This is a genomic window from Mesorhizobium sp. CU3 (assembly GCF_006442965.1).
GTDB lineage: Bacteria > Pseudomonadota > Alphaproteobacteria > Rhizobiales > Rhizobiaceae > Mesorhizobium.
This window is the reverse complement of the sequence record NZ_VFWX01000001.1, coordinates 662,634-681,300: the sequence shown is the minus strand read 5'-3', so window position 1 is coordinate 681,300 and position 18,667 is coordinate 662,634. Positions and strand designations below refer to the sequence as shown.

Below are 18,667 nucleotides of genomic sequence, written 5' to 3'. Positions count from 1 at the left end.
CTCGAAAAAATCTGGCTTGGCCAGTTTTTACGGCAAGATCCGCTTCGGGTCAATTGTCAGGCAAATCGGCGGCGCGCCGCAGGAACAGCGCCGACAGCGGGCTGTCCGGCCGCGCCAGCTGCCGCTCCGCCGTCAGCGCCCGCGCCAGCGCCGTGTCGCCGGCGCGCAGCGCCGCTTCGATCAGTGTCAGGTCGATCACGTCGCGTTGCGCATGGCTGCCGCCGAAGCGGTGCGCGATCGAGCGGATCGGCCGGATCAGCCGCACGGTTTCGGCATGATTGCCTTCGCCGAACGCCTTGATGGCCAAGGTCAGCGGATGGCCGACATCGCGGGTGAAGGCGGCGTTGTCGTCACCGCTCCGCATCGCCTCGCGTTGCGCCTCGATCAGCGTTTTAGCCGGCGCGTCCAGCCCGGCGCCGACAAAGGCCATCATCGCATGTGCGTCGTTGAAGGCGTAATTCCCGGCTCCCGCCTTCGGCGCCCAGTTCGCTGCGAGCGCCTGCCAGCGGTCGCCGACATCGGCGCCGCCGAGATAAAGCCGCCACAGGATCGCCGAGGCGTCGACCATGTTCAGCGCCAGCGTCGAGCGCGCGCCGAAGATCGGCCCGTCATAGAGTTTCAGCACCTCGTCGATCTCGCCGAGATCGTAGTGGAACAGCGCCAGATGCCACCAATTGTGGACCTGGAGGAAGCTTTCCTTCGTCCATGCCTCGGGGTTGGCGCGCATCCAGGCGATGCCGTCTCTTTGTCGGCTTTGCATTTCCATGACGTGCGCGACGGCATGCTGCGCCCAGCCGTCGCGTGGCTCGATCTCGATCGCCTGCCGGCCGAAGCTCTCGGCGCGGGCATAGTCGCCCATTTCCTCCAGTCCGAAGGCCTGCATGCCGAGGATGGCGTGGTAACCCGGCATGGTTTTTTGCCAGGCCGGCAGCGCCCGTCCAATGCGGTCGCGCAGCATGCGGGCATTGCCGGTGAAGAAGTCGATCTGGTGCCCGACCTGCAACGCCAGCGCATCGAGCGGATTGTCGATGGCGATGTCCTCCAGCAGGCGGGCGGCGTCATGCCAGCGGCCGTCGGCGAGATGGCCGAGCGCCGCCACATGCGCCTGTTCGCGCGCGGTCGCCGCCAATGGCAGCGCCGCCTCATAGCTTGCCCGGGCAACCGCCGAAGCGTCGCGCTCGGTGGCGAGCCCGAACAGATAGCCCTTGAAGACATGCGCCATGACGAAGGCCGGATCATCCGCGATGGCGCGGTCGATGGAACCCACCGGATCGCCGATGAAGCACTGCAGCTCGTGCACGGCTTTGGCGTAGGACGACAAACCGACATCGGTCGCGCCCGAATAGCTCAGGCCGAATGCGTCCTTCACCGTCATGCCGTGTCCTTCGATGGTCGCAGATACGTTGTCGAGGCTCCGATCCTAGAGCATCGTCAGTCTGGCCGCCAATCGAACAACGAGGCGATGCGCGCTCTCGGCCTCAACTCCCCGAGCGCATCGCCACCGTGGCGATGCCGGCGCCGACCAGCAGCGTGCCGCCGGTCCGGTTGAAGATGCGGATCGCCTTCTCGTTGCGCACGATGGCGCGAGCGCGCGAGGCCACGAGCGCGTAGCCGAACGCATTGGCGAAGGCCAGCGTCAGGAAGGTCGTCTCGAAGATCAGCATCTGCGGCCAGAAATCGGCATGCCGGTCGAGGAACTGCGGCAGGAAGGCGACGAAGAAGGTGATGCTCTTCGGGTTGAGCGCGGTGACCAGCCAGGCATGCGCCATCATCCTCGCCGCCGACACCGCGTCGGTGCGCGGCTCCGCCTTCAGCGCGCCGCCGGCGCGGAACAGCTTTATGCCGAGATAGATCAGGTAGCCAGCGCCGATCACCTTGAGCACGGTGAACACCGTGGCCGAGGCTGCGAGCAGCGCGCCGATGCCCAGCATAGACAGCGTCATCGCGGTGAAGTCGCCGAGCGCCACGCCGACCGCCATCGGCAGCGCCGTGCGCCAGCCTTGGCCGAGCGCATAGGAGACGACCAGAAGGATCGTCGGGCCTGGGATGACGAGCAGGATGGAAGAGGCGGCGGCAAAGGCAGCCCAGTTTTCGAAGGACATTTCCTTACTCCTTGAGCGCAAAGAACAGGATAAATCCTGGGGTCGTCGCGATTGTAAAGAGGCCGTCGGAAAAATCCTCGACGCCGAACTGCTGGATCCTGCACGTGTGCAACGGCTCGTTAGGGTTAAGCCTGCGGGCGGGGCTTTCACGCTTTTTCAACCATGACTGGCGAAAATGCCTGCGATCCGGCCGGACCGTGCTTCCCGCCGGCAGCGTAGGGTTTGGTGCATGCGCGAGTTGCCGCAAAGTCTGACGCCGCCTTCGAATGGCGTCGCAATCGATACCGAAATTCAGCTTTCCCGCCGCGCCCTGCTCTCTGGCGCTGGCGCCTTGGCGCTACTGGGCGTTGCCGGCTGCAGCACCACCGAGACGCTCGACTTGCCGCAGATGCAGCTCGACAACACCGTCACCGGTTCAGTGCCGCCGATGCGCCCGGCGATCAGCGTCGACAAGAACATCACCGGTCCGGATGTCATGTATGCCTCGCTGACTGATGGCGGCTTCAATGTGCCGGCGGTGCCGTGGCAGAAGGTCAAGCCGGAATTCCGCCGCCAGATCGTCGTCGACAAGACCGGCGAGGCGCCCGGCACCATCGTCGTGCATCTCAAGGAGCGCATGCTCTATCTCGTACAGCCGGGCGGCGACGCCATCCGCTACGGCGTCGGCATCGGCAAGGACGGCTTCCGCTGGTCGGGCCGCGCCAACATCCAATATGGCCGCGAATGGCCGGTCTGGACGCCGCCGCCGGAGATGATCCAGCGCAAGCCGGAACTGGTGAAGTGGCAGGGCGGCCAGCCCGGCGGCCTCACAAATCCGCTCGGCGCGCGTGCGCTTTACATCTATCAGGACGGCAAGGACACCGGCTACCGCATCCACGGCTCGCCCGAATGGTGGAGCATCGGCCAGGCGATGTCGTCGGGCTGCGTGCGGCTGATCAACCAGGACATCATCGACCTCTACAGCCGCGTTTCCAAGAAGAACCCCGTCGTCGTGGTCTGATCCTGTCGGGCGGCCTGTCCGGCCACTCCTTCCAAGATACCGTTTCTCCCGTTGCGCGATGCCGCAAGACAGGCCAAGGTGCCGTGAAAACCTTCGCCTGGAGACGGATGATTTCAGGTCTGTTCGACCTGAAATCTGAATCCGTCTCCAAATCAAAGAAATAGAGCATGATGTCGTCCGAAAACCGCTTCACACTTTTCGGCATCATGCTCTAGGGAGACAAAAAGCATGGCCGGAACTTTCGTCATCGCGCAGGGCGGCGGCCCGACCGCCGTCATCAACCAGACGGTCGTCGGCGCCACGCTGGAGATCCGCAAGCGCCATCCCGGCGCCAAGGTTCTGGGCTCGATCCATGGCGTGCGCGGCATCCGCGATGGCAATTATGTCGATCTCTCCGCCATCCCCGAGGATCGGCTCAGGCTGATCGCCGGTACGCCGAGCGCAGCCCTCGGCTCCACCCGCGACAAGCCGGACGCCGCCTATTGCGAGGTCATCCTCAACGGGTTGAAGAAGGCCGGCGCCGATGCCTTCATCTATATCGGCGGCAACGACACCTCGGGCACGCAGCAGATCCTGACCGATGCGGCCGGCGGCTCGATCGCCTTCGTGCATGCGCCGAAGACCATCGACAACGACCTCGAGGAAAACGACCACACGCCGGGCTTCATCTCGGCGGCCGAATTCGTCGCCGGCGCCTTCCTGTCGGTCGATCTCGATTTCCGCGCGCTGCCCGGCATCTATGTCGGTATCGTCATGGGCCGGCATGCCGGCTTCCTGACCGCCGCCGCGGCCGCTTGGCAGCTCGACCCCGACAGCGGTCCGCATCTGGTCTATCTGCCGGAACGCGCCTTCTCGGCCAAGCGCTTCATCGATGAGGTGCGCGAAACGCTGGACCGCCACAAGCGCTGCATCGTCGCCGTCTCCGAAGGCGTCAGCACCGCCGACGGCAAGGCGCTGGTCGAAAGCCTGGTGCCACCGGAAAAGCTCGAGCGCGACCAACACGGCAACGTCAAGCTCTCGGGCAGCGACCTGCCAGCGGCGCTTGAACGGGCGCTGGCCGAAGGCCTGCCGGGCAAGCGCGCGCGCGTCGATGCGCTGGGTTATATGCCGCGCGGCTATGTCGGCGCCATCAGCGCCGTCGACGCCCAGGAAGCCTTCGATGCCGGCGCTTTCGCCGTCGGCGTCGCCGCCGAGGGCGGCGGCTCGGTGGCGATCCAGTATGATGGCTCGAAGACGGTGCTGAAGAAGGTGCCGCTGAAGGCCGTAGCCGGCAAGACGCGCCACATGCCCGACGATTTCATGAAGCCCGACGTCAACCAGCTTTCGGAAGCCGGCATGGCTTATCTGAAGCGCTTGGTGCCGGAAAAGTACAAGGTCGGGAAGCCGTTCGTCTGATGGGCGAACTGGTGGTGGGGGACTGGTTCGGCAAGGCGGTTGTCGATGCTTCAACGACGATGCTGACCGAGCCTTTCGTGCATGATTTCGTGCGCGCCAATATGTGGCATCTCAGGGGTCGCGACGCCGACCTTCTGGTCGACACCGGCATAGGCATCTGCCCGCTGGCGCCGGAAATCGACACGCCGGCCGGCAAGCCGCTGATTGTCGTCGCAACCCATATCCACCTCGACCATGTCGGCTCGCTGCACGAGTTCCCGTTGCGCATGGGGCCGAAGATGAGCGCGGCGCGCTTCGACGACATGGATGATGCCGTCACCTACGCCTACATGTTCCACAATCTCGACGGCGCCGTCTCCAAACTGCCGGCGCCGGATTGGAAGGCGGCTAATTATCGCATTCCGCCGGCGCCGCTCACACGCGTGCTGGACGAGGGCGATGTCGTCGATCTCGGCGACAGGCAGTTCCGCGTGCTGCATCTTCCAGGACATTCGCCGGATTCGATCGCGCTGTTCGACGAGGCCGATGGCCGGTTCTTCAGCGGCGACGCCATATACGACAGTTGGCTGATCGACGACCTGGCGGATTCCAACAAGGCCGACTACCGCCGCACCATGCAACGGCTGCTCGACCTGCCGATCCGTATCGGCCATGGCGGCCACGGGCCGAGCTTCGACGGCGCGCGCATGCGCGAGATCGCGACAGGCTATCTCAGGCGCAACGGCGGCATCTGAAGTTAAGACACGGAAATCGATTCGCGCCGCCCAAGCCGACGAGCGGTCTGGGCGGCATGGATTATTTTATCGCACTATCATGGCTATGGATCAGGCCGCATCCCGATCGATGGCCTGGTCGAGACCGTGGATCCGGCGCATCAGGGCGTCATATTGCGGGGCGGGCAGTCTGCCGCCGTCCCGGTCGACCGTCCTGACGGCCTCGCCGCGGATGGCGTCGATTTGCGCACCGAGCGCGCGCGCCTGTGCCGCGCTCAGACGCTGATGGTCCCGGTCCGCCGCGACGCGGCTGTCCGCGGCGCGCAAGTCGCCGAGAACTGTGTCGAAACGGCCGCTCTGTATGGTGACCGGCGTCGAAGGAGCCGGATAGCCGTAAAAGTCCCGCATATAGGCCGGATCGTCGGGAAAGACGCCGTCGGGATCGCCGAAAACCGGGCCCGACGCATGTGGTCCGTTCCCGCCATGGCCGTGCGAAGCCGCGGAAGCCGTTGCCAGCGGCAGCGAGACAAGCATTGCGGCGAGCGCCGATTTGAGGATGAAAGAGTGCATTTGCGCCTCCTGTCATGTGGAGGGGGCGTGAGCCGCCCTCCGGATATCAGGCTGTCCAGTTCCGTCGAGTCGCGATTGGGTTTTCATCGCCGGCAGTTCTCAGCCCGTCATGCCAATCTAGGTCGGTGTCGCCGCAGACGATCATTAAATAAAAATAATCTTTGCACCCTCTGGAGCCCGCTGCATTCCGACATAAGGGCAGTCGGATCGCCTGCGATTGCTTTCTGCTGGCCACCTTCCGACTGCTTTGAACTTCGGCAGCCGCCGCTCCCCGATCCGGTGACTGGTGTTCGACTGATCGGTGCTCAGCGAATTAAATCTTCGTAAGGTCGGCCAAAGACCCTAATTCGGGCAATTCCAAGTCCTAAATGCTTGGTGGTCGATCCGGCCGGCTGCCATGCACGGCGAGACAGGCAGGTCCGGTCGTCGACACGCCGACGGGTCTTTCTGGAGAAGCACCCGCGACGCCGGATCAACGCTCGCCCGGACAGAACGACCATGTCACCCTCAAGCATTCTTCGCAGACATCGCGTCGCCGCCCTGTTGGGCGCCGCGCTGATCATTTCGCCCGTCGTCGTCTCCTTCGCTCAAAGCAACGGCAGTGCCGGCTTGAGCGCCGTTGCCGCGACGACGCAGACGCCCGTCGCCGGCATCACCGCGCCGAACGGCTCCTTCGCGCCGATCATCGCCGTCACCAAGCCTGCGGTGGTCACCGTCACCACGGTTCTGAAGGCGCAGCCCGAGGGCGACGACGGCCAGCCGCTCGACGGCAACGCACCTTTCGACCAGTTCTTCCAGCAATTCTTCGGCGATCAGGGCATGCCGACGCCGAAGTCGCCGCCGCAGCAGCAGGGGCAGCGCGCCGAGGCGTTGGGTTCAGGCTTCATCGTCGGCGCTGACGGCACCATCGTCACCAACAACCATGTCATCGACGGTGCGAGCTCGATCAAGGTTACGCTCGACGACGGTACCGAGCTTCCGGCCAAGCTGGTCGGGCACGACGCCAAGAACGACCTGGCGGTGCTCAAGATCAAGGCCGACAAGCCGCTGCCGACCGTCAAGTGGGGCGATTCCGACAAGCTGATGACCGGCGATCAGGTGCTGGCCATCGGCAATCCGTTCGGCATCGGCACCACCGTCACTGCCGGTATCGTCTCGGCGCGCGGCCGCGACCTGCACAGCGGGCCGTTCGACGACTTCATCCAGATCGACGCACCAATCAATCACGGCAATTCCGGCGGCCCGCTGGTCGACGTCAACGGCAACGTCATCGGCATCAACACCGCCATCTATTCGCCCAATGGCGGCAGCGTCGGCGTCGGCTTCGCCATCCCGTCGGATCAGGCGCAGAAGGTCGTCGCCAAGCTGATGAAGGGCGGCGACATCGAATACGGCTATCTCGGCGTGCAGATCCAGCCGGTCACGCAGGATGTCGCCAGCGCCATCGGCCTCGACCATCCGGGCGGCGCGCTGGTTTCTGCTGTGACGGACGGTTCGCCGGCGGCCAAGGCCGGCATCGAGACCGGCGACGTCATCACGAGCTTCGCTGGGCAAGAGGTCAAGGATCCGAAAGACCTGTCGCGCGCCGTCGCCGATGTATCGCCCGGCGTCAAGGAAACGCTCGACGTTTGGCGCAAAGGCAAGGTGATGCAGATCTCTGCTGCCGTCGGCCGCAACACCGAGGATGAGAAGACCGCCTCGAACGGCAATGAAGGCGGCAATCCGTCGGCCGAGCAAGGCCTGCGCGTGCCGTCGCTCGGCCTTGGCCTGACCGACCTCACGCCCGACCTCCGCGATCAGCTCAACCTTGCCGACAACCAGCGCGGCGCCGTGGTGGCGCGCGTCAATCCGGATAAGGCTGCCTCGGCCGCCGGCATCCAGCCGGGTGACCTCATCGTCGGCGTCGACCAGACGCCGGTCAAGAACGCCAGGCAGGCCAACCAGGCGATCGCCGAGGTCGGCAAATCCGGCAAGAAGTCGGTGCTGCTGCTGATCGACCGCGGAGATTCGCAAATCTTCGTCGCCGTGCCCTTCGCCGCCGGTTGAGAAAAAGCCTCGACAGAGCCCGCTGGCGTTCCGGCGGGCTTTGTCGGCAGATTTCGGTTGCCCATCGGAGCGTCTTCGAGAACACTGCGACAGCCGCCAGGCGGCATGTTGCAGGAGGCGTCTCAATGGTCACCCGCGGCTTCTTTTCCGGGCGGCGTCCGCCCACCGACACCGATGCACGCATCCCGCCCGGCCAATATCTGGAACAGGGTTTTCCGGTTCTTTCCGCCGGGCCGACGCCGCGCGTGCGCACCGAGGACTGGTCGTTCACCCTCAAGCATGGACCTAAGCCCATCAAGAAGTGGAACTGGGCCGAGTTCAACGCCCTGCCGCAAAGCAAGATGACGCGCGACATCCACTGCGTCACCGCATGGACCAAGTTCAACACGCCCTGGCAGGGCGTGATGATCGACGACATCCTCGCCGACGCCGGCATCGAGCCCCCCACGGCCTATACGCTGGCGCTGTCCTTCGACGGCTATTCGACCAATGTGCCGACCAAGGATCTCGTCACCGGCAAGGCGATGGTGGCGCTGCTCTATGAAGGTAAGCCGATCACATCAGATCATGGCGGACCGGCGCGGCTTCTGGTGCCGCATCTCTATTTCTGGAAATCGGCCAAATGGGTGAACGGTCTGCAGTTCACCGGGCGCGACGAGCCCGGCTTCTGGGAGTTACGCGGCTATCATATGTATGGCGACCCCTGGCGCGAGCAGCGCTATTCGAGCGACCGGTGAGCGCCGAACCCCGCCCGCAGTCGCCGTGGCAGACGGCCACGATCACGCGCATCGAAAAGCGCACGCCGCGCGTCACCAGCTTCTGGTTCCAGCCGTCACGGCCTTTCGTCCACGAGGCCGGACAGCATGTCGATGTCAGGCTGACCGCGCCGGACGGCTATCAGGCGCGCCGCTCCTATTCCATCGCCTCGGCGCCGGAAGCCGGCGCGGGCATCGAGCTCGCCATCGAGCGGCTCGACGACGGCGAGGTCTCGCCCTTCTTCCACGACGTCGCGGCGGTCGGCGACGAGATCGAGTTGCGCGGACCGCTTGGCGGCCACTTCATCTGGCAGGTGGACGACGGCGGGCCGATCCTTCTGGTCGGCGGCGGCTCCGGCGTCGTGCCGCTGATGGCGATGGTGCGCCATCGCACGCTGAGCAACACCGCGGTGCCCGTTGCATTGGTGTTTTCGGCGCGGGTCTGGGACGAGGTGATCTTTCGCGACGAACTGATCGGCCTCGACGATCGCCGCGACGGTTTCGACCTGGTGCTGACGCTGACCCGCGAGCCGGCGCGGCGGCCGTCCGATTATTCCCGGCGCATCGACGCCCGCATGATGATGCAGGCCATCGAGCGACTGCCGAAGCCGCCCCGGCTCGCCTATGTCTGCGGCTCCAACACCTTCGTCTCGGCCGCAGCCGAGGCGCTGATCGAGGCCGACATGCCTGCAAGCCTCATCCGCACGGAACGCTACGGAGTTTGAACTGCGGTTTCGAGTGTTGAAATTCGATCCAGAAGGTAATACTATACAAAAATCTGGTATTACTAGGAGCGAAGATGGCCACTACCGTTACAGCAAAGGGCCAAGTGACCATTCCGAAGCCGGTCCGCGACCTGCTGGGGATCGTCCCGGGGAGCAGGGTCGATTTCCGTCGGGCCGCTGACGGAAATGTAGTGCTGGCTCGTGTTGACAGAAAGCAGCCGGTCAGCCGCTTCGCCAAGTTGCGCGGCCATGCCGGCGAGGGGCTCACGACCGACGCGATCATGGCGCTGACGCGTGGCGAAGCGTGACGCTCGTCGACACCAATGTTTTGCTCGACCTTGTCACGGACGACCCAAACTGGGCGGACTGGTCGGTTGCGCAGCTCGAGGCAGCGAGCCTCAATGGACCATTGCTGATCAGTGACGTGGTCTACGCGGAGCTCGCCATGCGCTACGCTCGGATCGAGGACCTTGAGTCGTTTGTTGACGCCGCAGGTCTTGAAATGGCTTCCATGCCGAGGGCAGCCCTTTTCCTTGCCGGAAAGGTCTTTACGCAATACCGCCGGTCGGGAGGACAAAAGACTGGCGTTCTGCCTGATTTCTTCATCGGTGCCCATGCTGCGGTCGATCGCCTTCCACTTCTGACACGCGATGTCGGCCGATATCGGACCTATTTCCCCTCTTTGAATCTGATCGCTCCAGACCCCTGAACGGCTGCCGAGTTGGCCTTCGTTCGACTGCCGAGGCCATGATCGACGCCAGCGGTCCGGCAAGTGCTCATCTGGGGCTCAGCCGGTCAGCGAAAAAATCGCCGAGATGAGCTGGAACGGCAGCGCGCCATAGGTGGCGACAGCCTGGGCATTGTCCCAGACCCGGAACTGTCGTGACGGCCGCGCTTCAAGCACCAGGGGCTGCCCGGCGCCAAGCCTCACCTTGCCGCGAAAGCGCAGCGTCCGCTCGCCGCCGCTGCGGCTGAGCACCATCGAGCGCAGCCGGGCGATATGCTGCTCTCCGGCGTTGATTTCCATTTCGATGCGCCGCCTGACCGGCGGGACGGTGATGCGCACGACGATGTCGAGCATCATCTCCCTGTCGTCGCCTTGCTGGCCCTCAATGCGTTGCGAAAGCACGGGTGGCGCGCGCTCATCGGCTGCCTTTGCCGCCACGGATCTGCCGCGCCATACGATTTCCGGCTCGGACTGTTTCAGCCGGCCCTTTTTCCGTTGCAGCCTGAGCTGCTTGGCAAAGCCGCGCGACAGCCAGGTCAGCTTGCCGAAATCGGTGCGCGGCTTGGCTTGCAACACCGATGACAGCCGCCCCGAGCCGAGCCGGTCGGCAATCGCCACCACTTGCGAAAGGACGGCTTGCGGCACCGCGACGCCGATCTCCAGCGCGAGATAGGAGAGCGCCACCGCGGCGGCGACGGCGAGGCCGCGCTTGCGCACGACATCGAGGAAGATATCCCAGTCGACGTCGCCGGCTCCGATCGCCACGGCGCAGTCGACCAGCCAGTCGCTATGCGTATGCGCGTCGAGGCCGCCATGCGCGATGGCGAGCGCAATGCGGTCGGCGGGCGAGGGCACCAGAACTTCGACGCCGCTGAATTCGGCGGCCACCGCGCGTTGCCAGATCGCGACATCGTCCTCGGCGCTTTGCTGCGAGCCGTCATAGGCGAGCTGGTGCAGGTCGATGTCGCCGTAATTGCCTTTGAAGAAATTCATCGAGCGCAGCGACGCCAACCGCGTCCTCAGATATTGCGGGGAAACGCCGGTGGCGATCTGCCAGTCGCGGTTGCGTAGCACGTCGAAAGCCGGCTGCATGTCCTGCGGCCGCACCAAGAGGTCGATGTCATGGGCTACGCGGCCGCGCTGCGCCGCCGCATCGAGCGCGATACGGCTGGCGCCCTTGATCAGCATGACCCGGCAGCCGGCCTCGACCATTGCCTTCAAGGCCGGCTCCGCCTCGCGCATCGCCATACGCGATTTGGTCCACAACATCTTCTGCAGGCCGACAAGGCGCGGATAGGCCTTATGCCCGGCAAGCTTGCGGCCGAAACGGTCGGAAATCGCGGCAAGCAAACGATGCTCGCGGAAGGAGACCTGGTCGATATCGTTGTCGTCCAGCCAGCGTGCGGCGCAGAGGCTCGCCGCTTGCTCGTCGGGCAGAAGTGCAGCCTTCAGCAATTGGTCGAGCGAGCCCGTCGGCCAGGACCAGCCATAGTCCGGAAAACGCCGGCCGATGCGACGCAGCTTCGCCATCAGCTGGAGCCGGCCTTGCTCTGTGCCCGCCGCAGCATGGCAAGCCGCGCGACCTCCAGATAGCCGCGGTCTCGGGCAGCGTCGCGCCCGTAGGAAAGGCTGCCCGGCCGGATGCGCCGCAGCGCCAGCACTTCGGCCATCATATCGAGGACGAAGCCCGCTTCGCGCGCACGAGCAATCCAGTCGATCATCTCGCCGCGGCCGCCCGGCGGATCGACCATCGGTCCGATGCTCTCGGCAGCCTCGCGGCGGATCAGCATCGTCGAGCGCGACCAGCCAGGGGTTGCGGTCGGGGCCAGCGCGTCGGCTTCTCTGTCGCGAAAACTGCGCATGTGGGTGAACACCCCGGATGTGCCGGGCTGGCGTTCGAGATGCGCAAGCTGCGCCTCGATCTTCCCAGGCAGCCAGAGGTCGTCGGCGTCCAGCGTGGCGATGAAGGGTGTGACGAGCGCAGCAAAGCCGCGGGTCGTGGCGCTGCCCGGTCCGGCATTGTCCTGGCGCAGCAATTCGAGCGGCAGGTCGATGCCGCCGATCGCCGCGGCGAGATCGTCGCTCGAACCGTCATCGACGATCACGACCCGTTCCGGCCGCAGTGTCTGCGCCGCGACCGATAACAGCGTTTCGCGGATCGTTGCGCTGGCGTTGAAGGCCGGAATGACGACGCCGTATCTGTTCATCACATGAGCCGCCAGTCTGAAAGTTTTTCGAGCTCGAAGATCCCTTCGATCGGCTTGAGCGACGGGTTGGCTCTGCGTCGCTTTATCGATTTATGGATGACGCGCATGAATTCGCGGGCTTGCACATCTTGCTGCCTGGTCATGTTGCCGGAATGCCGTCTGTAATAGAGCGCCAGCGTGTCGGGAAGCACGTATCTGGGGCCGATTTCGAAGCCGCGCAGCAGATAGTCGGTGTCTTCGGCCTGGGCGAAATCTTCGTCGAAACCGCCAATCCGCTCGACCAACCGGCGTGAGAAGATCGCGGCCGAGAGATGAATGCCGCGAGCGATCACGCTGTTGGCGCCCGCGGCCGGCTCCAGGCTCTGTTCGTCGATCGCGTCGACCAGCATCATTTTCGAATAGGTGAGCTCGAGATCGGGATCGTTGCGGAAAAGGGCTACATCGGCCGCGAAGCGTCCGGCCGGCGAGATGTCGTCGGAATCGAGAAAGGACACCAGTTCCGTTTCCGGCTTGAGCAGGCTGAGCCCGCGATTGCGCGCCCGCGTCACGCCTGTGTTTTCCTGCTGGAATAGCCGGATGCAAGGGTTTTCGTCGATCATCGAGCGCACGACATCCGCCGAGCCATCGGTAGAGCCGTCGTCGACGACGATGATGTCGAGTTCCGCGGCATCGCGCTGCCGCAGCAGCGAACGCAACGCCGCGCCGACCAAGACCTCGCGATTGTAGACGGGCATGATCACGGAAAGCTTCATAGCCGGCTCCGCCGCCGCCCAGGCCACACGCAACCAGATCTTTCGATGGGCGGCATCACGTCATCAGCCACTCAGGCAGGTTCTTCAGCTCGAAAATGCCCTGGACACCGCGCAGGGCCGGGTTGGCTTTGCGGCGTCGCATCGACTTGTGGATCGCCCGCAGATGCTCCCGCAACCGGATGCCATGTTGGCTGGTGATGTTGCCGTCATGCCGGCGATAATAGATGGCGACACTGTCGAGCAGCTCGTAGTTTAGGCATGATTCAAAGGCGCGCAGCAGATAGTCCGTGTCCTCGGACTGCTCGAACTCTTCATCGAAATAGCCTACGCGCTCGACAAGCTCCCGCCTGAAGAGGGCGGTGGTGAGTGAGATCCCGCGCAAGGTCATCGTCCGGCTGCCCCGAGCCGGCTCCAGCGTCTCGTCGTCCAACTGGTCGGTCACCGTCATCAGCGAGTAGGTCAGCTCCAGTCCCGGATCTGCGCCGAAACGGCCAAGATCGGCCCTGAAGCGCCCGGGCAGCGAAACGTCGTCCGAATCGAGAAAGGACACGAATTCCGCATCCGGCGGCAGGTGCCGCAGGCCCGCATTGCGCGCTTTGGCGACGCCCATGTGAGCATGCCGGAACAAACGGATGCAAGGGACTTGCTCCATCATCGCGCGCACCGCCTCGGCCGAACCATCGGTCGAGCCGTCATCGATGACGATGATATCGAGATCGACGGCATCGCGCTGCCTCACCAGCGAGCGCAATGCCGAAACGACATAGCGCTCGCGATTGTAGACAGGCATGATCACGCTCAGTTTCATCAGCTGCCCCGGGCGAGGAAATCCGCGATCGTGCCGGCGATTTCCTCAGGGTCTGGCCCGAGCGAAATCCGGTAGCACGGCAGCAGCCGGGTAAGATCGCTGAAGAAGCGAAAACCGCTTTCCCGCTCGCCAGGCATTTGCGCGATGCCGGAAGGCGCCAGCGCCATCATGGCGTCCCTGCGCGACATCGGCATAATCGAACTCGTCTCGCCGCGCCCGATATGTGGCACCATCAACGCAAAGATGTCCAGAGTTGCAGGTATCGGCCTGGGTGCGATCTCTTCGATGTGAAAAGTATGCTTGCCTTGCCAGTTGAGCGGGCCGTCAGCTCCGAGACGGGTTTTCAGGCCAAGCCGGGCAAAGCCCTTCGGATCCTGCTTGAGCGTCGAAAACAACGGCCTGGCCCGCACGCCGCCTTCAAGATCGACCAGCACGTAATCGTCGCCGACGCTGTCCAGCCCGCTGAGCAGGCCGGCAACCACGGTGCCGGATTTTCCGGCGCCGCCGGCGCCTGCCAGAAGCGCGCCTTTGCCGTCGAGGCCGAACGTGCCGGCGTGGGTGAGCCGCATGCCGCGCGCGGCATACTCCCAGTGCAGGAAGGCGCGCAGCGGCGAACCCGGCTCCCAGGGCGGGAAGGCGTCGGTCGACCGCATCAGCTGGACGCCGACATGCCGCCTAAGGTCATGGAGCTGCCAGAAGTCGAGGTCGTGGAAATGAAGGCCGCGTAGGCCGGCCTCGGCGAGCTTTTGCGCAAAACCGTGTTCGGTGAAATGCGCGTCGCCCCAATGCGCCGGCTCGGGCAGGTCGCCGATGCCCGGGTGGCCGATGAAGACACGCAGGTGACGGACATCCACCTGGTCGCCCTCGGCTTCGATGAAAGCCCGGTCGAGCGACTCGGCAAGCGCGCCCGGGACGAGATGCGCCGTGAGTTCGAGACCGGGCAGGCGGATGGTCCGGGTGATCGGAAAATACGCGGCGGACGCCTCGGCCGCGGCGATGACATACCGCGCATAGTCCGGCAGGGAGGCCATGGTCACGCGCGGCATGGTCTGTCCCGGCCCAATGCATGTCGCGCAAAAGTGCGCAGCGGATTTGCGGCAACGACATGCATTAAAACAAAAGACCTAAAGCGCGGCGCCTCAGTCCGTTTCAGCGCGACGCGCTTTCGGCTGGTCTGCATGCGGTTCGTGCAGCGCCGGCGTCTCAGGAGGCCTGCTTCACCGCCGGCCAGCCCAGCGGCTCCTCAACCTCGTGGATCGGGTCGACGATGATCAGATCGGCCAGATCGTCGTGGATGCTGACGTTGAGCGGCTCCTTTGCCGCCGCAAGTGCTGCCGGGAGATTGTCGGGCAGCGGCTGCGGCGGAGCGTCGGAAGGCGCCAGCAGTCCGAACTCGACCAACCGCGCGACGAAGGCCTCAAGCGCGGCGGCGTCGACCATTCCGGTCAGCGCCTGCATGCTGACTCCGGAGGACAAGGCCTGCCAGACCGCGCTGCCGGAATCGGAGAAGCCGAAATATTTGCCGTTGGAGAGATCAAGCACGACGGCTTCGCCGTCGAAGGATTCAAAGACAATGTCCTTGCTCGCAACCGCATAGACATTCGAGTGATGCATCGGTCCTGACCCCGCTCCGCAACCCCAGTCCGGACGTGTCGACTGGCGCTTATCCCTCGACAAGGCCTGTAAACACTCGGACCTGCGCTGGCAAGGCGACGGTCATTCACGTGTTGCTGACCATTTTGGGGTTCGGTTCATTGGCTTTGCTCGCGTCAGGCCTCGATTCCCAGGGCCGACAAGTATCCAGCGCGTGCCGATGCTTCCGGTCTGCGCCTATGCCGTCACCGCGATGGATAATGGCCGCGACGGCGAGGACGACAGCGTATAGGTGCGCATCAGCGGCCCGTCGGTGGCCGGCAATTCCAGTGTGGCGAACTGGCCGGGCTTTCAGCGGAACCAGGTCTGGTTGTCGGAGCGGAAGGCGAAGGTCTTGACGTCAGGCGCCTCGTCGCTGACCCCGATCACTTCCAGCACCTGCAGCCGGTCGTTCCACGGCGTCATCTCGTCGAGATGGCGGTAGAGGCCGAGTTCGGCCATTCCCTCAAACCTTTTCGTTCTGCGCCTGTCGTAATCCCAAGACCGCTCAACACTTTTGGGCGACATGCGCTAGGCAACGCTACGCAGGGCCGGCCTGCCGTCGTCAGCGAGCCGCGGCCCGATGAAGGAGGCGTACCGTCCGACGAACTGGATCACGCCGCCTTCATGCGCCTCCGAATAAGGACCCGGCTCATAGGCCGGCGACAGGATGCCGAAGGCGTTTTCCTCGACGATGCGGCGGTCCTGGTCGTTGGTCTCGGTCCAGACATGGCAGACATGGGTGAGTTCGTCGACGGTGTAGTCGACGCCCTCCACGGCACATCGCATGAATGCCGAGCGACACGGCCATGAGATCGTTTGGCCCGCGCCGTCGGCAGCTCGTCCTCAAGCGATTTGGACAGCGAATCCTCGCCCGCGCAAGAGCACGAATCGACGGTTGACCGGCTCGCGGTTGGTTAACGGTATCGAAAAGTGACTATTAGCAGTTGCTAAAATCGAACCGAACGGTTCGTTTCTGTTGACGATGCGTGCAAGACGGTGTGAACATTGGCGTCGTGATACACTTGGTGAGCCAAGCCGGCAATAAGCGTAACTATTTGGATTAATTACAGAAAAATATAATGGTGGGCATGCTTATGAAAATTTCAAGACCTGGATTCATGGTCCAGACGGAAAAAAATTCGTGATTGGAATCCGGCGATAGTCTCCCCACATCGGGGCTGTCCGAACGACGCGATTTCATTCCCAAGACACGCCGCTAGACGGACAGAATAAAGATACTGGAGTAGCAAAAATGAAAAAGATTGTTCTTACTGCCGCAGCCCTTCTGGCGATTTCCGGCAGCGCCTTTGCCGGCAGCGGCCATTACGGTTCCGATGCCGCCAACCCGCCGGCCGTGGCCGTCGACACGTCTCACACTGCCTCGGTCAACAAGTCCGAGCCGGCGAAGCAGGTCCCCGTCCAGACGGGCGCCGACCACAACCTTTTCGGCAACAACTAACAGCCGGCTTTGAACCGGCGGCGGGTTTTCCTGCCGCCTAGGCCGGATCAAGAATTTTCAAGGAGCACTAAAATGAACAAGATCATTCTCGCCGCTGTCGCCCTTCTCGCAGTTTCCGGCAGCGCTTTCGCCGGTAGCGGCAACTACGGTTCGCAGGCTGCCAACCCGCCGGCCGCAACGGTCGACTCTTCCTACACGGCCTCGGTCAAGAAGTCCGAGCCGGCGCAGCAGATCCCCGTCAAGACGGGCGCCGACCACAACCTCTTCGGCAACAACTAAAAGCCGACCTTGAACCGGCGGCGGGTTCGCCCGCCGCTTCGGTCGGATCAGAAAATCCAGGAGCATTAAAATGAAGAAGATCATTCTCGCCACGGTGGCCCTTGTGGCCGTTTCCGGTGCCGCTTTTGCCGGCAGCGACAACTACAACAACAGCGGCGTCAACCAGCCGGCGCCCGCGGTCGACACGACGCGTACCTCGTCGATCAAGAGCGACTCGCCGGTCTACAAGCTGTTGAACTCGGGCGACGCGCAGAAGTCGGCCCCGCAGGGTGCTGACCGCGACCATTTCGGCCGCTGATTGCCGGATCGTTAGTTAAAAAAGCGGCGGGCCATGGCTCGCCGCTTTTTTCTTTGCCGGGAACCGCTGAATTTGGCGTCAGGCCGCCTTCGCTTCCTCGCGATGCAGCGTGAAGGAATGGCCGTCGGCGTCGAAGATGTGCAGGTCGGCGCCGCCGGCGTTGAGCCGCAGCGTCTCGCCGCGCTTGACCTCGACATTGCCCGGCAGCTTGGCCACCAGCGGCAGGTCGGCGCGGCCGATATCGACATAGACGAGCTGCACCTCCCCGAGCTGCTCGATATAATCGACCTTGCCCTCGAACAGGAAATCCGCGCCCGTCGCGATCGCAAGATCCTCGGGCCGCACGCCGAAGCTGACCGCAGCACCATTGGCCGAGGCCGGTGTGGCGATCGGCACCGTAGCCTTGCGGCCGCCGACATGGCTGACCACGGTCGGGTTGCCGGCCTTGTCGATCTTGGCCGGCAAAATGTTCATGGCCGGCGAGCCGATGAATTGGGCGACGAAAAGATTGCCCGGACGTTTGTAGAGCTCCATCGGCGTGCCGACCTGCTCGATCCGGCCGTCTTTGAGCACCACGATGCGGTCGGCCAGCGTCATCGCTTCGACCTGGTCGTGGGTGACGTAGATCATCGTCGTGTTGGGCATCGATTCCTTCAGCTTGGCGATCTCGATGCGCGTGGCGACTCGGAGTGCTGCGTCGAGGTTCGACAGCGGCTCGTCGAACAGGAACACTTTCGGGTTGCGCACGATGGCGCGGCCGATGGCGACGCGTTGGCGCTGGCCGCCCGACATCGCCTTGGGCAGGCGGTCGAGATATTTGGTCAGTTGCAGTATCTCCGCCGCTTGTCGCACCCTCTTGTCGATCTCGACCTTGCTTTCCTTGCCGATCTTCATCGAGAAGGCCATGTTGTCGTAGACCGTCATATGCGGATAGAGCGCATAGGACTGGAACACCATGGCGATGCCGCGCTTCGACGGCGGCACATCGTTCACCACCTCGCCGTCGATCTTCAATTCGCCCCCGGTGATCTCCTCGAGCCCGGCGATCGACCGCAGCAGCGTCGATTTCCCGCAGCCCGACGGTCCGACGAAGACGATGAACTCGCCCGATTTGATGTCGAGGTCGATGCCGTGGAGAATGTTGAGGTTGCCGTATGATTTCTTCACCTGGTTCAGCGTGACATCGGCCATGGTTT

The 18,667-nt window shown here is 63.9% G+C and carries 22 protein-coding genes and 1 pseudogene; 11 read left to right on the top strand and 12 right to left on the bottom strand.

Annotation, left to right across the window (positions count from 1 at the left end):
* Positions 1–49: 49 nt before the first annotated feature.
* Together FJ988_RS03250 and FJ988_RS03245 are read right to left on the bottom strand one after the other, a co-directional pair.
* Positions 50–1,375 carry a tetratricopeptide repeat protein gene (locus tag FJ988_RS03250; RefSeq protein ID WP_140815283.1) on the bottom strand — a complete coding sequence of 442 codons (1,326 nt, stop codon included), beginning with the start codon at positions 1,373–1,375 and terminating at the stop codon, positions 50–52.
* 103 nt (positions 1,376–1,478) lie between these two features.
* A complete protein-coding gene (locus FJ988_RS03245; RefSeq protein WP_140815282.1) occupies positions 1,479–2,102 on the bottom strand; it encodes a LysE family translocator in 624 nt (207 codons plus the stop codon).
* A 229-nt stretch (positions 2,103–2,331) separates the two neighbouring features.
* Between FJ988_RS03245 and FJ988_RS03240 the strand changes: the two genes are divergently transcribed.
* From FJ988_RS03240 to FJ988_RS03225, 3 genes are all read left to right on the top strand, one after another.
* Positions 2,332–3,102, top strand: coding sequence for a L,D-transpeptidase (locus tag FJ988_RS03240; RefSeq protein WP_140815281.1), 771 nt, complete (start codon positions 2,332–2,334; stop codon positions 3,100–3,102).
* A 228-nt stretch (positions 3,103–3,330) separates the two neighbouring features.
* Positions 3,331–4,497, top strand: coding sequence for a diphosphate--fructose-6-phosphate 1-phosphotransferase (locus FJ988_RS03230; RefSeq protein WP_140815279.1), 1,167 nt, complete (start codon positions 3,331–3,333; stop codon positions 4,495–4,497).
* Entirely contained in the window at positions 4,497–5,231 is a 735-nt protein-coding gene (locus FJ988_RS03225; RefSeq protein ID WP_181183396.1) for an MBL fold metallo-hydrolase, read from the top strand. The genes FJ988_RS03230 and FJ988_RS03225 overlap by 1 nt, the downstream gene beginning before the upstream one ends.
* 90 nt (positions 5,232–5,321) lie before the next feature.
* Here FJ988_RS03225 and FJ988_RS03220 read toward each other — a convergent pair whose 3' ends face one another.
* Positions 5,322–5,780, bottom strand: coding sequence for a hypothetical protein (locus tag FJ988_RS03220; RefSeq protein WP_140815278.1), 459 nt, complete (start codon positions 5,778–5,780; stop codon positions 5,322–5,324).
* A gap of 498 nt (positions 5,781–6,278) precedes the next feature.
* On the opposite strand from FJ988_RS03220, the gene FJ988_RS03215 reads away from it, so the two are divergent.
* The 5 genes from FJ988_RS03215 (at position 6,279) to FJ988_RS03195 (ending at position 10,015) form a co-directional block, all read left to right on the top strand.
* Positions 6,279–7,826 carry a DegQ family serine endoprotease gene (locus FJ988_RS03215; protein ID WP_140815277.1) on the top strand — a complete coding sequence of 516 codons (1,548 nt, stop codon included), beginning with the start codon at positions 6,279–6,281 and terminating at the stop codon, positions 7,824–7,826.
* Between the two features lie 125 nt (positions 7,827–7,951).
* A complete protein-coding gene (locus FJ988_RS03210) occupies positions 7,952–8,563 on the top strand; it encodes a molybdopterin-dependent oxidoreductase (RefSeq protein ID WP_140815276.1) in 612 nt (203 codons plus the stop codon).
* Positions 8,560–9,306, top strand: coding sequence for a ferredoxin reductase (locus tag FJ988_RS03205; protein ID WP_246688414.1), 747 nt, complete (start codon positions 8,560–8,562; stop codon positions 9,304–9,306). The genes FJ988_RS03210 and FJ988_RS03205 overlap by 4 nt, the downstream gene beginning before the upstream one ends.
* 74 nt (positions 9,307–9,380) lie before the next feature.
* Positions 9,381–9,614 (top strand): AbrB/MazE/SpoVT family DNA-binding domain-containing protein, encoded by a 234-nt coding sequence (locus tag FJ988_RS03200; RefSeq protein ID WP_140815274.1) that lies wholly within the window; start codon positions 9,381–9,383, stop codon positions 9,612–9,614.
* Positions 9,611–10,015, top strand: a complete 405-nt coding sequence (locus FJ988_RS03195; RefSeq protein ID WP_140815273.1) for a type II toxin-antitoxin system VapC family toxin — start codon at positions 9,611–9,613, stop codon at positions 10,013–10,015. The genes FJ988_RS03200 and FJ988_RS03195 overlap by 4 nt, the downstream gene beginning before the upstream one ends.
* Positions 10,016–10,093: 78 nt before the next feature.
* On the opposite strand, the gene FJ988_RS03190 is transcribed toward FJ988_RS03195, so the two are convergent.
* The 8 genes and pseudogenes from FJ988_RS03190 to FJ988_RS03155 all read right to left on the bottom strand — a co-directional run bounded on the left by FJ988_RS03190 (position 10,094) and on the right by FJ988_RS03155 (position 16,248).
* Complete coding sequence (locus FJ988_RS03190; protein WP_140815272.1) at positions 10,094–11,563, bottom strand: nucleotidyltransferase family protein; 1,470 nt, start codon at positions 11,561–11,563, stop codon at positions 10,094–10,096.
* Positions 11,563–12,240 (bottom strand): glycosyltransferase family A protein, encoded by a 678-nt coding sequence (locus FJ988_RS03185; protein ID WP_140815271.1) that lies wholly within the window; start codon positions 12,238–12,240, stop codon positions 11,563–11,565. Before FJ988_RS03185 ends, FJ988_RS03190 begins: the two co-directional genes overlap by 1 nt.
* A complete protein-coding gene (locus FJ988_RS03180) occupies positions 12,240–12,992 on the bottom strand; it encodes a glycosyltransferase (protein WP_140815270.1) in 753 nt (250 codons plus the stop codon). The genes FJ988_RS03185 and FJ988_RS03180 overlap by 1 nt, the downstream gene beginning before the upstream one ends.
* A gap of 55 nt (positions 12,993–13,047) precedes the next feature.
* The gene (locus FJ988_RS03175; RefSeq protein WP_181183395.1) at positions 13,048–13,800 is read right to left on the bottom strand and encodes a glycosyltransferase family A protein; all 753 of its coding nucleotides are present in this window, start codon (positions 13,798–13,800) and stop codon (positions 13,048–13,050) included.
* Positions 13,800–14,846: a serine kinase gene (locus tag FJ988_RS03170; protein WP_140815269.1), complete on the bottom strand. Its 1,047-nt coding sequence runs from the start codon at positions 14,844–14,846 to the stop codon at positions 13,800–13,802. Before FJ988_RS03170 ends, FJ988_RS03175 begins: the two co-directional genes overlap by 1 nt.
* 157 nt (positions 14,847–15,003) lie before the next feature.
* Positions 15,004–15,414, bottom strand: a complete 411-nt coding sequence (locus FJ988_RS03165) for a PqqD family protein (RefSeq protein ID WP_140815268.1) — start codon at positions 15,412–15,414, stop codon at positions 15,004–15,006.
* Between the two features lie 219 nt (positions 15,415–15,633).
* A pseudogene (locus FJ988_RS03160) lies at positions 15,634–15,894 on the bottom strand (hybrid-cluster NAD(P)-dependent oxidoreductase); the annotation flags it as partial.
* A 69-nt stretch (positions 15,895–15,963) separates the two neighbouring features.
* Positions 15,964–16,248, bottom strand: a complete 285-nt coding sequence (locus FJ988_RS03155) for an SRPBCC family protein (protein WP_281407742.1) — start codon at positions 16,246–16,248, stop codon at positions 15,964–15,966.
* 439 nt (positions 16,249–16,687) lie between these two features.
* On the opposite strand from FJ988_RS03155, the gene FJ988_RS03150 reads away from it, so the two are divergent.
* From FJ988_RS03150 to FJ988_RS03140, 3 genes are all read left to right on the top strand, one after another.
* A complete protein-coding gene (locus tag FJ988_RS03150; protein ID WP_140815267.1) occupies positions 16,688–16,894 on the top strand; it encodes a DUF680 domain-containing protein in 207 nt (68 codons plus the stop codon).
* Positions 16,895–16,966: 72 nt separating this feature from the next.
* Entirely contained in the window at positions 16,967–17,173 is a 207-nt protein-coding gene (locus FJ988_RS03145; protein WP_140815266.1) for a DUF680 domain-containing protein, read from the top strand.
* Between the two features lie 70 nt (positions 17,174–17,243).
* Positions 17,244–17,471, top strand: coding sequence for a DUF680 domain-containing protein (locus FJ988_RS03140; RefSeq protein WP_140815265.1), 228 nt, complete (start codon positions 17,244–17,246; stop codon positions 17,469–17,471).
* A 78-nt stretch (positions 17,472–17,549) separates the two neighbouring features.
* Here the strand turns inward: FJ988_RS03140 and FJ988_RS03135 are convergent, their stop codons facing one another.
* Positions 17,550–18,662: an ABC transporter ATP-binding protein gene (locus FJ988_RS03135; RefSeq protein ID WP_140815264.1), complete on the bottom strand. Its 1,113-nt coding sequence runs from the start codon at positions 18,660–18,662 to the stop codon at positions 17,550–17,552.
* Positions 18,663–18,667 lie beyond the last annotated feature (5 nt).

Coding starts and splice junctions, on each gene's coding strand:
- FJ988_RS03240 (WP_140815281.1), top strand. CDS start 2,332: ATGCGCGAGTTGCCGCAAAGTCTGACGCCGCCTTCGAATGGCGTCGCA.
- FJ988_RS03245 (WP_140815282.1), bottom strand. CDS start 2,102: ATGTCCTTCGAAAACTGGGCTGCCTTTGCCGCCGCCTCTTCCATCCTG.
- FJ988_RS03150 (WP_140815267.1), top strand. CDS start 16,688: ATGAAAAAGATTGTTCTTACTGCCGCAGCCCTTCTGGCGATTTCCGGC.
- FJ988_RS03250 (WP_140815283.1), bottom strand. CDS start 1,375: ATGACGGTGAAGGACGCATTCGGCCTGAGCTATTCGGGCGCGACCGAT.
- FJ988_RS03190 (WP_140815272.1), bottom strand. CDS start 11,563: ATGGCGAAGCTGCGTCGCATCGGCCGGCGTTTTCCGGACTATGGCTGG.
- FJ988_RS03145 (WP_140815266.1), top strand. CDS start 16,967: ATGAACAAGATCATTCTCGCCGCTGTCGCCCTTCTCGCAGTTTCCGGC.
- FJ988_RS03185 (WP_140815271.1), bottom strand. CDS start 12,240: ATGAACAGATACGGCGTCGTCATTCCGGCCTTCAACGCCAGCGCAACG.
- FJ988_RS03230 (WP_140815279.1), top strand. CDS start 3,331: ATGGCCGGAACTTTCGTCATCGCGCAGGGCGGCGGCCCGACCGCCGTC.
- FJ988_RS03170 (WP_140815269.1), bottom strand. CDS start 14,846: ATGCCGCGCGTGACCATGGCCTCCCTGCCGGACTATGCGCGGTATGTC.
- FJ988_RS03210 (WP_140815276.1), top strand. CDS start 7,952: ATGGTCACCCGCGGCTTCTTTTCCGGGCGGCGTCCGCCCACCGACACC.
- FJ988_RS03220 (WP_140815278.1), bottom strand. CDS start 5,780: ATGCACTCTTTCATCCTCAAATCGGCGCTCGCCGCAATGCTTGTCTCG.
- FJ988_RS03135 (WP_140815264.1), bottom strand. CDS start 18,662: ATGGCCGATGTCACGCTGAACCAGGTGAAGAAATCATACGGCAACCTC.
- FJ988_RS03225 (WP_181183396.1), top strand. CDS start 4,497: ATGGGCGAACTGGTGGTGGGGGACTGGTTCGGCAAGGCGGTTGTCGAT.
- FJ988_RS03165 (WP_140815268.1), bottom strand. CDS start 15,414: ATGCATCACTCGAATGTCTATGCGGTTGCGAGCAAGGACATTGTCTTT.
- FJ988_RS03175 (WP_181183395.1), bottom strand. CDS start 13,800: ATGAAACTGAGCGTGATCATGCCTGTCTACAATCGCGAGCGCTATGTC.
- FJ988_RS03140 (WP_140815265.1), top strand. CDS start 17,244: ATGAAGAAGATCATTCTCGCCACGGTGGCCCTTGTGGCCGTTTCCGGT.
- FJ988_RS03215 (WP_140815277.1), top strand. CDS start 6,279: ATGTCACCCTCAAGCATTCTTCGCAGACATCGCGTCGCCGCCCTGTTG.
- FJ988_RS03200 (WP_140815274.1), top strand. CDS start 9,381: ATGGCCACTACCGTTACAGCAAAGGGCCAAGTGACCATTCCGAAGCCG.
- FJ988_RS03180 (WP_140815270.1), bottom strand. CDS start 12,992: ATGAAGCTTTCCGTGATCATGCCCGTCTACAATCGCGAGGTCTTGGTC.